At 68.9% G+C, this 13,644-nt stretch carries 13 protein-coding genes; 6 read left to right on the top strand and 7 right to left on the bottom strand.

Annotated features, from left to right (window positions below):
- Window positions 1-116: 116 nt before the first annotated feature.
- Window positions 117-770: an ACT domain-containing protein gene (locus QQ657_RS17545; protein WP_284743295.1), complete on the top strand. Its 654-nt coding sequence runs from the start codon at window positions 117-119 to the stop codon at window positions 768-770.
- A gap of 59 nt (window positions 771-829) precedes the next feature.
- Here QQ657_RS17545 and QQ657_RS17540 read toward each other — a convergent pair whose 3' ends face one another.
- The 4 genes from QQ657_RS17540 to QQ657_RS17525 all read right to left on the bottom strand — a co-directional run bounded on the left by QQ657_RS17540 (window position 830) and on the right by QQ657_RS17525 (window position 5,314).
- Window positions 830-1,324, bottom strand: a complete 495-nt coding sequence (locus QQ657_RS17540; RefSeq protein WP_284743222.1) for a GNAT family N-acetyltransferase — start codon at window positions 1,322-1,324, stop codon at window positions 830-832.
- Entirely contained in the window at window positions 1,317-3,476 is a 2,160-nt protein-coding gene (ligA, locus tag QQ657_RS17535) for an NAD-dependent DNA ligase LigA (RefSeq protein ID WP_284743221.1), read from the bottom strand. Before ligA ends, QQ657_RS17540 begins: the two co-directional genes overlap by 8 nt.
- Before the next feature lie 11 nt (window positions 3,477-3,487).
- Window positions 3,488-4,192 carry a hypothetical protein gene (locus tag QQ657_RS17530; protein WP_284743220.1) on the bottom strand — a complete coding sequence of 235 codons (705 nt, stop codon included), beginning with the start codon at window positions 4,190-4,192 and terminating at the stop codon, window positions 3,488-3,490.
- 84 nt (window positions 4,193-4,276) lie between these two features.
- Window positions 4,277-5,314 (bottom strand): uroporphyrinogen decarboxylase/cobalamine-independent methonine synthase family protein, encoded by a 1,038-nt coding sequence (locus tag QQ657_RS17525; RefSeq protein WP_284743219.1) that lies wholly within the window; start codon window positions 5,312-5,314, stop codon window positions 4,277-4,279.
- Between the two features lie 134 nt (window positions 5,315-5,448).
- On the opposite strand from QQ657_RS17525, the gene QQ657_RS17520 reads away from it, so the two are divergent.
- From QQ657_RS17520 to QQ657_RS17500, 5 genes are all read left to right on the top strand, one after another.
- Window positions 5,449-6,273, top strand: a complete 825-nt coding sequence (locus QQ657_RS17520) for an LURP-one-related family protein (protein ID WP_284743218.1) — start codon at window positions 5,449-5,451, stop codon at window positions 6,271-6,273.
- Between the two features lie 104 nt (window positions 6,274-6,377).
- Window positions 6,378-7,421: an MBL fold metallo-hydrolase gene (locus QQ657_RS17515; RefSeq protein ID WP_284743294.1), complete on the top strand. Its 1,044-nt coding sequence runs from the start codon at window positions 6,378-6,380 to the stop codon at window positions 7,419-7,421.
- A 79-nt stretch (window positions 7,422-7,500) separates the two neighbouring features.
- Window positions 7,501-7,902 (top strand): GNAT family N-acetyltransferase, encoded by a 402-nt coding sequence (locus QQ657_RS17510; protein ID WP_284743217.1) that lies wholly within the window; start codon window positions 7,501-7,503, stop codon window positions 7,900-7,902.
- A 10-nt stretch (window positions 7,903-7,912) separates the two neighbouring features.
- A complete protein-coding gene (locus QQ657_RS17505) occupies window positions 7,913-8,365 on the top strand; it encodes a GNAT family N-acetyltransferase (RefSeq protein WP_284743216.1) in 453 nt (150 codons plus the stop codon).
- Window positions 8,366-8,595: 230 nt separating this feature from the next.
- Window positions 8,596-9,876, top strand: coding sequence for a DUF222 domain-containing protein (locus tag QQ657_RS17500; RefSeq protein ID WP_284743215.1), 1,281 nt, complete (start codon window positions 8,596-8,598; stop codon window positions 9,874-9,876).
- 7 nt (window positions 9,877-9,883) lie between these two features.
- Here QQ657_RS17500 and mnmA read toward each other — a convergent pair whose 3' ends face one another.
- The 3 genes from mnmA to QQ657_RS17485 all read right to left on the bottom strand — a co-directional run bounded on the left by mnmA (window position 9,884) and on the right by QQ657_RS17485 (window position 13,608).
- Window positions 9,884-10,975, bottom strand: a complete 1,092-nt coding sequence (gene mnmA, locus QQ657_RS17495; protein WP_284743214.1) for a tRNA 2-thiouridine(34) synthase MnmA — start codon at window positions 10,973-10,975, stop codon at window positions 9,884-9,886.
- Window positions 10,976-10,979: 4 nt separating this feature from the next.
- A complete protein-coding gene (locus QQ657_RS17490; protein ID WP_284743213.1) occupies window positions 10,980-12,176 on the bottom strand; it encodes a cysteine desulfurase family protein in 1,197 nt (398 codons plus the stop codon).
- Between the two features lie 64 nt (window positions 12,177-12,240).
- Window positions 12,241-13,608 (bottom strand): MFS transporter, encoded by a 1,368-nt coding sequence (locus QQ657_RS17485; protein WP_284743212.1) that lies wholly within the window; start codon window positions 13,606-13,608, stop codon window positions 12,241-12,243.
- Window positions 13,609-13,644 lie beyond the last annotated feature (36 nt).

Raw genomic sequence — 13,644 nt, 5'->3', positions numbered from 1 at the left:
GGCATCCCGCCCGGCGGACAGCGGGTCCCGCGGGCCGGGTGGGTCTGTCACAATCGGCGACCGGCATCGAGCGTCCCACGGCAAGGCTGGGACGCCAGAGGTGAGAGGGGCGCGTGGTGTCGTTCCTGATCCGGGTCCTCCTTCCGGACAGCCCGGGAACCCTCGGCGCGGTCGCCACGGCGCTCGGCACGGTGGGCGCCGACATCCTCAGCGTGGACGTCGTCGAGCGCGGCACCGGAGTGGCGGTGGACGACCTCGTGGTCGAGCTCCCGTCCGGCCGGCTGCCCGACGCTCTCATCACGGCGGCCGAGAGTGTCGAAGGCGTCGAAGTGGACGCGGTCCGCCCGTACGCGGGCGTGCTGGACACGCACCGCGAGCTCGAACTCGTCGAAGAGATCGCCGCCCAGCCGAAAACCGGCCTCATCATCCTGGCCGAGGGCGTGCCCCGCATCGTGCGCGCCGGCTGGGCGATGGTCGTCGAGCACGCCGAAACCGGCGCCGTCCGGCTGGCGTCGTCGAGCGCCGCCCCCGAGACCCCGATCACCGACTTTCCGTGGCTGCCGCTCGAGCGCGCGACGGTGCTCGACGGCGAAGAAGCCTGGATCCCGGAGACGTGGAAGGAACTGGGCACCGAGCTGGCGGCCACCCCGCTGGGCAAACCGGGCAAGGCGCTGCTCGTCGCCCGCCCCGGCGGCCCGGCCTTCCGAGCGGCCGAGGTCGCCCGGCTGGCCCACCTCGCCGGGATCGTCGCGGTCGTCCTCGACGGCTAGCCCCGCACGTTGCCGAAAAGGGGACGAGCCGGCTCGTCCCCTTTTCGACGAACGCCAGGTCAGACGTCGATCTGGTAGGCAATCAGGCTGATGTGCGGAAACGGCCGCCAGTCCCGTTCGACCAGGCGCGCGAACCCGAGCCGCTCGTAGAGCCGGTGCGCGGAGTGCATCCGGTCGAGACTGCTCAGCACCACCTTGGGGACGCCCAGCGCCCGCGCGCGGTCCAGCACGGCCCGCGTCAACGCCTCGCCGACACCACGACCACGCGCCGACGGCGCCACCGCGAGCATCCGGAACTCCAGCTCCCCCGGACGCGAAATCTCGGCGTACGGCGACCCCGGCCGCACGACGGTCACGGTCCCGAGCACCTCCCCCGCCGCATCGACGGCGACGAGCACCTCGGCCAGCTCAGCCCGGCTCGCGACGTCACGCAGCTTCGCGTCGTAACCGACGTCGTCGGCCAAGTGACCATCGACGTCGTACGCCTGCACCGTGACCTCCCCCGCGGCGGCGTACTCCTCCGGCCGCGGTGGCCGGATCTCGACATCACCCATCCGTCTCCCCAGACTCGGCTTCGGCGGTTTCGTCGCCGGCCGGCAGCGCCACCTCCTGCGCAGCCTCAGGCCCTCGCTCCAGCAGGACGCGAAAGCCCGCTTCGTCGAGCACCGGCACCTTGAGCTGCACGGCCTTGTCGTATTTCGAACCAGGCGAGTCCCCGACGACGACGAACGAGGTCTTCTTCGAGACCGACCCGGCCGCCTTGCCACCACGGGCCATGATGAATTCCTTGGCCTCGTCGCGGGAGAAGCCGTCGAGCGACCCCGTCACCACGATCGACAGGCCTTCGAGGTTGCGCGGGACGGACTCGTCGCGTTCCTCCTCCATCCGCACGCCGGCGCGTCGCCACTTTTCGACGATCTCGCGGTGCCAGCCGACCTCGAACCACTCCTGCGTCGCGCGCGCGATGGTCGGGCCAACTCCGTCGACGTCCGCCAACTCCTCCTCGCTCGCCTGCTCGATGGCCTCGATCGAGCCGAACTCGCGGGCCAGCGCCTGAGCTGCCGTCGGCCCCACGTGCCGGATCGACAAAGCGACCAGCACCTTCCACAGCGGCCGGTCCTTCGCGACGTCGAGGTTGGCGAGCAGCTTTCGTGCGTTCGCCGACAACTCGCCGGCCTTCGTGCGGAACAGCTCGACCTCGGCGAGGCTGTCCTCGTTCAGGTCGAAGACGTCGCCCTCGTCGGCGACCACCTGAGCGTCGAGCAACGCGACCGCGGCCTCATACCCGAGAACCTCGATGTCGAAGGCGCCCCGCCCGGCCAAGCTGAAGAGACGCTCACGCAGCTGCGCGCGACAGAACCGGCTGTTCGGGCAGCGGATGTCCTTGTCGCCTTCCTTCTGGTAGGCGAGCTCGGTACCGCATTCCGGGCAGTGGGTGGGCATGACGAACTCGCGTTCGTCGCCGGTGCGCGCGTCCACCACCGGCCCGAGGACCTCGGGGATGACGTCGCCGGCCTTCCGGATGACGATCCGGTCGCCGATGAGCACACCCTTGCGCTTGACCTCCTCCTGGTTGTGGAGGGTGGCCCGCGCGACGGTCGACCCCGCGACCTTGACCGGCTCCGTGACCGCGAACGGCGTCACCCGCCCGGTCCGCCCGACGTTGACCTGGATGTCCAGCAGCGTCGTGATCGCTTCTTCCGGCGGATACTTGTAGGCGATCGCCCACCGCGGCGCGCGCGACGTCGTGCCCAACCGCCGCTGCAGCGCCACCCGGTCGACCTTGATGACCACGCCGTCGATTTCGTGCTCGGCGTCGTGCCGGTGCTCGCCCCAGTAGACGATGTGCTCGGTGAGCTCCTCGGCCGACGTCAGGACTTTGCTGTGCGGCGAGACCGGCAGCCCCCACGCGGCCAGCGCGTCGTACGCCTCCGACTGACGCTGCGGCTCGAAGCCCTCACGCTTGCCGAGGCCGTGGCAGATCAGCCGCAGCCGGCGCTCGCGCGTGATCTTCGGGTCCTTCTGCCGCAGCGACCCGGCCGCGGTGTTGCGCGGATTCGCATACGGCGGCTTGCCTGCTTCGACCATCTTCGCGTTCAGCTCGAGGAAGTCCTCGACGCGGAAGTAGACCTCGCCGCGCACCTCGACCAGGGCGGGCACCGGGAACTGGTCGGTGCTCGTGAGCGTCTCCGGCACCTGGTCGAGCGTGCGCATGTTCAGCGTCACGTCTTCGCCCGTGCGGCCGTCACCCCGGGTGAGCGCCCGGGTGAGGTGACCGTTTTCGTACAGGAGGTTGATCGCCAGGCCGTCGATCTTCAGCTCGGCGAGGAACTCGGTGTGCCCGACCTCCTTCTCGACACGCTCCACCCAGACGAGGAACTCGTCCTGGTCGAAGACGTTGTCGAGGCTGAGCATGCGCTCGAGGTGGTCGTACGCGGTGAACTCGGTCGAAAACGTGCCCCCGACGCGCTGGCTCGGCGATTCGGGCGTGACCAGCGCCGGGTGCCGCTCCTCGATCTGCTGCAGCTCACCGAGCAGGTCGTCGAACTGCCCGTCGGAGATGATCGGCGAGTCCAGGACGTAGTAGCGGAACTGGTGGTTGCGCAGTTCCTCCGCGAGGGCGGCGTGGCGCTCGCGCACATCGGCCGGGACGTCGGTGACGTCCTCCGCGGTGATCTGGTCCTGAGGGGATTCGGTGCTGCTCACGGGTGGTAACCCTAGTCGGCGGCACCGACAATTTCGTCCGGTCCGGCGTCCAGCCCGCGGACCAGTTCACGGAACTCCAGAAGGGTGATCGCGCCCGCCGGCTCGGCCGCCGCGGTCTCCACGCGCCGTAGTCGTTCGGCGGCGAGCCGTTCACCCAATGTCGCATCGAGCGGCAGGAACGTCATGGTCTGCCGGGCGGCCTCGTCGAGGTCGCCGAAGCCCGGGTGGAAGACGGCGACGTCGACCACGCGCTCGTCCTCGTCGACCTGCGCGACGACCCGGACGTCGGCCAGCGCGATCCGGTGCTCGCCGAGGTTGACGGTGACCTCCGTCGGATCGGGCACGGGCGGGACCGAGTCGTGGTACTCCCAGATCGCGTCATCCGGCGGCGCGGCGGCCCGCCAGGCGTCGGTGAACGGACGCAGCTCCGGGTCCTCCTGGCCGGTCACGACCAGGGCGTAGATCGCCCGGCGACCACGTTCGAGCGAAAAGTGCAGCCGCGGGTGCAGCGCCTCGACGAGCTGGCAGAGCTCGTACTCGACCCGGTGCGGTTCACCTTCACCGAGCGCCGCGCTGATCATCGGAAGCAGGTCGTACCAGCCCTGCCAGAAGGCCTCGGCGGCGGCCGCCGGGTCGTCCGGCACGTGCTGCTCGGGCCACGCGGTACGCGGGTCGGGCGGATCGGCGACGGCGTTCTTGCGGCGGAACAGGCGCATGGTTACGGGTGGTCCTCGTCCGGTCGGCTACCCCGCCACGCTACTTGCCGGGCCGAGCGGACGTCGGCGAGTTGCCGGATTCCGTCACCAGTCTTCCGGGGGTTCCACGAAGGCTTTGCCGAGATCACGCGTCAGCGCGAGGACGCGGCGCATCCACTCGGGTGTGGCGCCGGCGAGGCCGCAGGCGGGGGTCGGCACCGCGCGTTCGGCGAGGACGTTGCGGTTGAAGCCGAGCCGGTCGGACAGCCGGAACGCCGGCTCGCCGACGTCCTTCAGGCTCAACGGAGACGCAGGCGCCGTGGTCGGAACCGCGCCGAGGAACAGGGTCGCACCGCCGTCCCAGACTTCGCCGATTTCGTCGAGGAACGCGGCCGACGCGCCGTCGAGCGCGGCGAGGTCGAAGGCGAGTGCGTCGGCGCCTGCCTGGCGCAGCATGCCGAGCGGCGGCTTCGCGGCGCAGCAGTGCAGGATCACCGGCTTCCCGGTGATCGCCTTCGCGCCGTCGATCACCGTCGCGAGCAGGTCACGTGCCTCCGGCTCCGGCACAGCGGCGACGTTCCCGTAGCCGGACGGTGTCGACAGACCACCGGCAAGTACTGCGGGCAACGACGGCTCGTCGAATTGGACGACCACGGGCGCGCCGGTCCTGGCCTGGACCTCGGCGACATGCCCGGCGAGACCGTCCAGCAGGGAGGACGTGAAGTCCCGCAAGGCGCCACGGTCGGTGAGCACCCGATGACCTCGGGGGAGCTCGATCCCGGCACCGAGCGTCCACGGGCCAGCCAGCTGGACCTTGAAGACCGATGGCGTGGCTCCGGCCTTCTCCCGCGCCTCTTGCAAAGCGTCAAGATCCCAGCGCAGCAGGTCGACGGCCCGGCGGTGCTCGTGTCCCGGCCGCGACGCGACGCGGTAGCCGCTCGGCACGACCTCGACGGCCAGGTCGACCAGTAGCGCCGCGGTCCGGCCGAGCATGTCGGCACCGACGCCGCGGGCCGGCAGTTCCGGCAGGTGCGGGAAGTCCGGCAGTTCGCCGAACACGACCGCCGCAGCCTCCGCGGGGTCCGTGCCCGGCATCGAGCCGATCGCCGTCGCGGCACCGCTGGGCCAAACTCGCTCATTCACGACCACCGATTCTGGTCGACCACCCGCCGACGGTGCCGACCGGGCCGCCGCACCGAGCCGCCCGGAGACAGACATACGCCGCATTTGCCTTTACCGGCACCGCGGCGGGGTCCGCGCGGATAGGCTCACCCGCCATGACGAGTTCGCCACCGCAACCGGGCTGGTATCCCGACGCGCGGGACCCCCGTCTGCACCGTTGGTGGGACGGCCGGGCCTGGACCGCCAACACCCGCCCGGCCAACCAGGCACCCCCGCCGAGCGACTCCGAGCCGATCGAGCTCGACATCGAGCGGGCCCACGACCCGGCGCGCGTCCAGGACCAGGTCAATCGCGCGACCCGCGGTCGAGGCGCCGCCCGCACCGGCGGCGGGACGCTGTTCACCGAGCCGGTCCTGGTGGTCAACCAGCGCGCGAAGCTGATCGAGATGGCCAACGAGTTCGGTGTCTTCGACCAGCACGGCAACCGGCTCGGCGGAGTCGTCCAGGTCGGGCAAAGCACGTTGAAGAAGGCGATCCGCCTCCTGACCAACTACGACCAGTTCCTGACCCACAAGTTCGAGGTCCGGGACGCCAACCACAGCACCGTGCTCAAGGTGACCCGGCCCGCCAAGGTCTTCAAGTCGCGGTTCCTCGTCACGCGGGCCGACGAGACCCCGATCGGCGAGATCGTCCAGGAGAACGTCTTCGGGAAGATCCGCTTCGGCTTCGTCGTCGACGGCCACTCGGTGGGCGGGATCTTTGCCGAGAACTGGCGTGCCTGGAACTTCTCGATCCGCGACCACGCCGGCACCGAGGTCGCCCGGGTGACCAAGACGTGGGGCGGGTTCCTCAAGGCCGCCTTCACCACCGCCGACAACTACGTGGTGGAGATCCCCCACCCCCTGCCCGATCCGCTGGCCAGCATGGTGGTCGCGGCGGCCCTCACGATCGACACCGCCCTGAAGCAGGACACCAACTGAGCAAGTGACCGGCGTCTCAGCCTATCCAGGTGGACACCGAACCCGGCACGGCTCAAGGTGAATGGAGGCTGGGACGCCGCAGTCTCGCCGGGACGGAGGTCACCGTGGAACCGTTGCCGGAAAGCAGCGACAGGAACTGGACCGAGCCCGGAATCTACGAGGTCTCGGCCGGTGTCTACCGGATCCCGTTGCCCCTGCCCAACGACGCTCTGCGCGCGGTCAACGTCTACGCGGTCACCGACGGCGAGAAGCTGGTCCTGGTCGACTCAGGCTGGGCGTTGACCGTGGCACGGCAACAACTCGCGAACGCACTCGGCGGGATCGGCGCGGAGCTCGCCGACGTCAGCGAGTTCCTCGTGACCCACGTGCACCGCGACCACTACTCGCAGGCTGTCGTCCTTCGTCGCGAATTCGGCTCGAAGATCGCCCTGGGCCAGGATGAGGAGCCATCGCTGAAGGCCTCCGGCAACCCCGACCGGCTGCCGATGGAAGCTCAGATCGACCTGTTGTTCCAGGCCGGCGCCCGCGAAGTCGTCGAAGCCCTGGCCCGCGATTTCGGCACGGACCGGCGGCACACGGAGGCCGATCTCTGGGAAGCGCCCGATGAGTGGCTGACTCCGGGACGACGTTCGATCCTGCCCGGCCGCGAGTTCGACGTCGTCGCCACTCCAGGTCACACGGCAGGCCATGTCGTGTTCGTCGACGACACCGCCGATCTGCTGTTCTCCGGCGACCACGTGCTGCCGCACATCACGCCTTCGATCGGCTTCCAGCCCGTGCCGGCCGAGTTGCCGCTCAACGACTTCATCGACTCGCTGCGCCTGGTGCGCGCGATGCCCGACCGCCGCATGCTTCCCGCGCACGGTTCTGTGTCCGAAAGCGTGCACACACGGGTCGACGAACTGCTGGAACACCATCGGCAGCGCCTTGAGACGATCGGCTCTCAGATCACCGCCGGCGCGAGCACCGCATTCGAGGCCGCGCAGCGGATCGGCTGGACCCGCCGCAACCGCAAGCTGTCCGAAATGGACTCGTTCAACCAGACGCTCGCAGTCCTGGAGACGGCGGCGCATCTCGACCTGCTGGTATCCCAGGGCAAACTGGCCACCCAGGCGGTCGACGGCATCCGCCACTACACGACACCCTGAGCGACATCGCAACCAGTACCGCGGGTAGTCACGTCGTCGCCGTTACGACGCAAGGCCGGCCTCCTGCATACTGGGTGAAATGGAAGTCATCAGGCGTGCCAGGGCGAGGGACATCGAGGCGCTCGTGCGCCTGTTCGGCGCACCGGGCGAGCCACTGGCAGCCGCACTCCAGGAGCTCATGAACACCCCGCACGTCACACTGGTCGTCGCCGAGGACGACAACGGCGTCGCCGGTACCGCGCAGCTGACGGTGCTGCGAGGACTCGCCTGGGACGGCGCGACCCGCGGCTTGCTCGAGGGCATCCGCGCCGCGCGGCGCGGCGTGACCAGCGCGCTTCTGACCTGGGGCATCGACGAAGCTCGGCGACGAGGCTGCAGCCGTCTCCACCTCGATTCAGGCCTGGCGCGCGCCGACCTGCGAGACTTCTACGCTCGCTTCGGCTTCGAGCAGAGCTATCAAGGGTTCACCCGAGCCCTGTGATACTGGCGCCGTGAACGACTACATCATCCGCAGGGCACAGCGTGAGGACATCGGCGCGATAGTGCGCATGCTGGCGGACGACCAACTCGGTGCGACCCGCGACGATCCCCACGACCTCGAGCCCTACCTGCGCGCTTTCGAGCAAATCGACGCAGATCCGAACCAGCTTCTGGTCGTCGTGATCTCCGACGGTGTGCCAGTCGGGACACTACAGCTGACGATCATTCCCGGCCTCGCCCGGCGCGGCACCCTCCGCGGTCAGATCGAAGCCGTCCGGGTCCACGCCGACCACCGCGGCTCCGGACTCGGCGCCGACCTCATGCGCTGGGCGATCGACGAGTCGCGACGACGTGGATGCGCGCTCGTACAGCTCACGTCGGACGTCTCGAGGACCGACGCACACCGGTTCTACGAGCGACTCGGCTTCGTTCCCAGCCACACCAGTTTCAAACTCAAGCTCTGAACGTTCACAGCGTTGGTGCCCAACAGGTTCGCGTCTATCCACATAGGACATAAGATCGATCTGCTCCCTTCCCGAAATCGGTGACGCACACGTCCACGCACGCGAACCATTGCGAATCAATTCGCGTACGTCAAGCCGCGAAGGGCGCGAACGGACCGTTCGCTCCCTTTTACCACCCATTCTTCTGAATCTCGGTGACATTTCCCGCGAGGCCTCGTACCGTCGGGCTCATGGCACCTCCGCAACCGCTCCGCAAACTCGTCCCTTCCACCGGCTCCTCGACCATCGAGGACAAGCTCCCGTTCGTACTGAGTACGGTCCGCGCCGACCCGGATGTGTTGCAACGTATGAAAGACGACCAGGTCGTCGACCTGATCCGCGTCACGGATGCCGAGATTTCCAAGCTGCAGGCCCTGCAGCTACGGGCGATCGCAGACCTGAGCGTGCGCCGGAGACGGGTGCCCGGTACGGCTTCCGAGGTGGCGTTGGCGCTGTCCATCACGGAACATCGGGCCGGCGCCATGGTCTCGGCGGCGAACGCACTGATCGCCCGACTTCCCCGAATGCTCAACCTCATGGACGACGGCCGGCTCGATCTCTATCGCGCCATGAAGGTCACGGATGCGACGGCATGGCTGTCCAGAGACCACGTACGCCTCGTAGACGCGACGCTCGAGGACCGCGTTCCAGGACGCAATGCAACTCAGGTCCGCCGGGCCGCGGCCTATGCGGCTGCGCAAGTGGATCCGGAGGGCGCGGAGCAGCGCACCGAGCGGAGCTTCGTCGAACGGCGGTTGGCTCTGCATCACCAGGACACCGGCGTGACCAGTCTTTCGATCAACAACGCGCCTACCGAGAAGGCGACCGCGGCCTACGCCCGTATCGACCGGGCCGCTCGGGCGATGAAGACCCCGGACGAGTCTCGAACGCTGGACCAGCTTCGAGCAGATGTCGCCATGGATCTGCTGCTCAGCGGAATGGGCGGCGCGAGCGAGCGCACCGAGGTGTTCCTGCACGTCGACCTGGCGACGTACCTCGGCGTGAACGACTTCCCGGCCATTCTGGCCGGGCGCGGCCCCGTCGCGGCGTCGGTCGCCCGTCGCATCATCAGCGGCTCCGACACAACACTCCGACGAGTCCTCACCGATCCGCGTAGCGGCCAAGCGATCGAGCTGTCGCCGACGCGGTACCCGCTGGACCCGGCGCACGACGAGTTCATCCGTGTCCGGGATCGCGAGTGCCGGCAGCCCGGATGCACACGTCCTGCGCAGAACTGCGGGATCGAGGCGACCCGAGCGCAAGGCGAGATCGCAGAAGCCGCGGATCAGCCGGTGACGTATTGCTCGCGGCACCGCAGGCTGAAGGGCCAGCCCGATTGGGACTACGAAGTCACCCCTGATGGCACGGTGAACGTCGCAACACCAACAGGCCGGATGCACTCGACGACACCGCCATCGATGGACTCCGGTCGAAGACGGGCAAACCGAAGCCGCAAGAAGTCACGGCGATGACCGACGATCAGCGCGTGCCCGAGATCTTCGCGCTCCCCAGGACGATGTCCCCGCCCTCGGCATCCGGCCGGTAGAGCACGACGACCTGGCCCGGAGCTACTCCGCGCAACGGCTCGCGCAGATGCAACGTCATGGTGTCGGAGTCCACGTCAGCGACCGCGTCGACGATGCCTCCGTGCGCCCTGACCTGCACCACGCATTCGGTCGGTTCGGTCAGCGGCTCACCGCTGGGCCAGATCGCGCGGTCGGCCTCGATCGTCTTGATCCCGAGCCCGGCAGCGGAACCGACCTTGACGGAGCCGGAAACCGGTTCGAGGGACAGGACATACCGAGGACGGCCATCAGGCGCCGGAGCCTCGATTCCGAGCCCCTTGCGCTGTCCGACCGTGAATCCGTGCACCCCGGTGTGCCGGCCGAGCACTGCGCCGGTCTCCGCGTCCACGAGCTCGCCCGGACGCTGGCCCAGCCGGTTCTCCAAGAACTTCTTGGTGTCACCGTCCGGGATGAAGCAGATGTCGTGGCTGTCCGGCTTGTTGGCGACAGACAGACCGCGCTGTTCCGCCTCGGCGCGCACGTCGGTCTTCCACGAGTCCCCCAGAGGGAACATGGCGTGGCTGAGCTGCTCCGCGGTGAGGGAGGCGAGCACGTAGGACTGGTCCTTGCCACTGTCGGCACTGCGACGCAGCTCGGGCACGCCGTCCTCAACGGAGAGGCGCGCGTAGTGTCCCGTCGCGACCGCGTCGAAACCGAGCGCCATCGCCTTCTCGAGGAGAGCTTCGAACTTGATCTTCTCGTTGCAGGTGACACACGGATTCGGCGTCCGTCCGGCGGCGTATTCGCCGACGAAGGTCTCAACGACCTCCTCGGTGAATCGCTCCGCGAAATCCCAGATGTAGAAGGGGATTCCGAGGATGTCGGCGGCCCGCCGAGCGTCGTGTGAGTCCTCGATCGTGCAACAACCGCGTGACCCGGTCCGCAAGGTTCCGGGCTTGGCCGACAACGCCAGGTGCACGCCGACGACGTCGTGCCCGGCGTCGACCGCGCGCGCGGCGGCGACCGCCGAGTCCACTCCTCCGCTCATCGCGGCCAAAACCCGCATTGCCTTACACCTCTTGCTTCTGGTTCTGCTTGCGCATTCCGGCCAGGCCTGCCTGCCGGGCGCGAGTGACGACTCCGCCGATCTCAGCGGCGACCGCCTCGACGTCCGCGGCGGTGGATGTGTGACCGAGGGAGAAACGGAGAGAACCCCGAGCCGCCGCAGGGTCGGCGCCCATGGCTAGCAGCACATGACTTGGCTGGGCCACGCCTGCCGTGCACGCGGATCCCGTCGAGCATTCGATGCCCTTGGCGTCGAGCAGCATCAGCAAGCTGTCGCCGGCACATCCGGGGAACGTGAAGTGAGCATGGCTGGGCAGCCGCTCGCCGCCTTCGCCGTTGAGGATGGCGTCGGGTACTTCGCGCTGAATGGCTTCGATGAGTCCGTCGCGGAGTTCCTCGACGCGCTTTGCGTAGTCGGCTCGGGTCGTGACGCTGGCTCGGACCGCAGTCGCGAACCCGACGATCGCTGGGACATCGAGAGTGCCGGAGCGAACGCTGCGCTCCTGGCCTCCGCCGTGCAGAAGGGGTACGCACGTCACGTCGCGGCCGAGCAGGAGGGCGCCTACTCCGAAGGGACCGCCGAGCTTGTGTCCGGTCAGGGTCAGTGCGGCAGCGCCGCTGGCCGCGAAGTCGACCGAGACGGCGCCGACAGCCTGTACCGCGTCGGTGTGGAGCGGGATGTCGAACTCGGCGCAGACCGCGGCCAGCTCGGCGATCGGATTGATCGTCCCGACCTCGTTGTTGGCCCACATCACAGTCGCCAGCGCCACAGCTTCGGGATCAGCGGCAATGGCGGCACGGAGGGTGTCTGGCGAGATGCGACCCTGGCTGTCGACTTCCAGCAGCGTGATCTCGGCGCCGCAGTGGGATTCGAGCCATTCGACCGTGTCGAGGACAGCGTGGTGCTCCGCGGCGCCGACCAGGATGCGGCGACGCTGCTCCTGCTCGTCGTGGCGGGCCCAGAAGATGCCCTTGAGCGCTAGGTTGTCGCTCTCGGTGCCACCGCCGGTGAAGATCACCTCGGACGGGCGGGCCCCCAAGGCGTCGGCGATGGTTTCGCGGGCCTCTTCGACCATCCGCCGGGCGCGGCGGCCCGAAGAATGCAGCGCGGAGGCGTTGCCCACGTTGGACAGCGCCTCGGTCATCGCCGCTACGGCTTCGGGCAACATCGGAGTGGTCGCCGCGTGGTCGAGATAGGTCATCGCTCCATCAGGGTAGTCCGCTCCACCGCGTGACGAAGCCCACCCTGGCCCTCGAAGTGGCCTGTCACACCTTCGACGGCCAGCGTCCGGTCAGCCGGACCCCCAGCAGCGCGAGGGCCACCAAGGCCACCGTGAGCAGGGCCATCGCCGGCGACGGATCGAAAACCGAGCCCACTACGCCGAGCAGGACACCACCCAGGCCGATGAGCAGTGCGGAGCCCACCCAGTCGGCCAGCTGCATCGCCGAGGTGTTGAAGCCGCGCTCACCCTCGGGTGAATAGCGGAGCAGGAGGACGGAGATCGCCGGCATCGCGATTCCCATGCCGGCGCCGCCGACCGCGCAGGCTACGAACGCCGTCCAGGCGGGGAACCAGGGCTGGGAGACCAGGCCGAAGCAGACCAAACCGGCCGCGACCAGCCAGAATCCGGTGCGGAGCGACGCCTCTCTGGACCAGTTGCGGAAGCGGCCTTGTGCTGCCGAGGCCGCTGACCAGCCCAACGCCGTGATGGTCAGCGGCAGGCCGGCAAGGGCGGGGCTGTAGCCGTGGACCGCGCTCATCGTCAGGGGCAGATACGCCTCCATCCCGGCGTACGCGCCGGCGATCAGAGCGCGGGACGCGACGACCGTCGTGAGGCCGGGGCGGGATGTTAGTGTCCCGGTCGGGAGCAGCGTCCTGAGGGCGTAACCCAGGGCGACGAGCCCAGCCGTGCCGTAAACGAGAGCCAGGAGCGACTGGTGCTGGGCCGCCCATGTCAGCGCCGCGACGCCGAGGGCAGCGACGATCGCCTGGACCACGCCGGCGCGGCGACCGCCGGCGGACGGCATGTGCGCAGGTAGACGGCGGATGACCACCACCAGCATCGCCATGCCGATGACCACCAGCGGGACCAGGCCCAAGAAGACCCAGCGCCAGCCGATGCTGACCGTCACCACGCCGGCCAAGGACGGCCCGATCACCGCCGGCAGGACCCAGGCGGCCGCGTTCGCCGCGTAGATCACCGGGCGTTCCTGGTCGGTGAACGTCAACGCGATCAGGAGCGAGACCGAAACCAGCAGCAGTCCCGCACCGAAGCCCTGCAGGGCGCGACCGAGGAGGAACATCGGCATCCCGCTCGCCGTCCCCGCGACGACCAGGCCCGCCGCGAACAGCACCGGCCCCGCCAGCAGCGCCGGGGCCGGGCCGCGGCGGTCGCCGATCCGGCCTGACAGCACCGTTGCGATCACGCTCGAGATGAGGAAGATCGTGAACGGCCACGAGTACAGCGACAACCCGTGGAGGTCGGCGACCAGGGTGGGCATCGCCGTCGCGACGCCCATGTTCTCGAACGCGACCAACGTGACCACGAGCAGCAGTGCGATCGTGGTCAGTCGGTGTTCCGCGGTCCACAGCACGCTGCGGCGACGGGGCGTGGAGTCGAGCGTCGAGGCCATGATCAGCAGCGTGCAACCTCCAGCCCGCTGGAGGTC

The sequence above is a fragment of the Amycolatopsis ponsaeliensis genome, from assembly GCF_030182635.1.
GTDB lineage: Bacteria > Actinomycetota > Actinomycetes > Mycobacteriales > Pseudonocardiaceae > Amycolatopsis > Amycolatopsis ponsaeliensis.
This window is presented reverse-complemented; position numbering and strand designations above follow the sequence as displayed.

What these genes read in the sequence shown, in the direction of transcription:
- QQ657_RS17530 (WP_284743220.1), bottom strand. Translation starts at nt 4,192, where the DNA reads ATGCGCCTGTTCCGCCGCAAGAACGCCGTCGCCGATCCGCCCGACCCG.
- mnmA (WP_284743214.1), bottom strand. Translation starts at nt 10,975, where the DNA reads ATGCGGGTTTTGGCCGCGATGAGCGGAGGAGTGGACTCGGCGGTCGCC.
- QQ657_RS17490 (WP_284743213.1), bottom strand. Translation starts at nt 12,176, where the DNA reads ATGACCTATCTCGACCACGCGGCGACCACTCCGATGTTGCCCGAAGCC.
- QQ657_RS17540 (WP_284743222.1), bottom strand. Translation starts at nt 1,324, where the DNA reads ATGGGTGATGTCGAGATCCGGCCACCGCGGCCGGAGGAGTACGCCGCC.
- QQ657_RS17500 (WP_284743215.1), top strand. Translation starts at nt 8,596, where the DNA reads ATGGCACCTCCGCAACCGCTCCGCAAACTCGTCCCTTCCACCGGCTCC.
- QQ657_RS17510 (WP_284743217.1), top strand. Translation starts at nt 7,501, where the DNA reads ATGGAAGTCATCAGGCGTGCCAGGGCGAGGGACATCGAGGCGCTCGTG.
- QQ657_RS17520 (WP_284743218.1), top strand. Translation starts at nt 5,449, where the DNA reads ATGACGAGTTCGCCACCGCAACCGGGCTGGTATCCCGACGCGCGGGAC.
- QQ657_RS17485 (WP_284743212.1), bottom strand. Translation starts at nt 13,608, where the DNA reads ATGGCCTCGACGCTCGACTCCACGCCCCGTCGCCGCAGCGTGCTGTGG.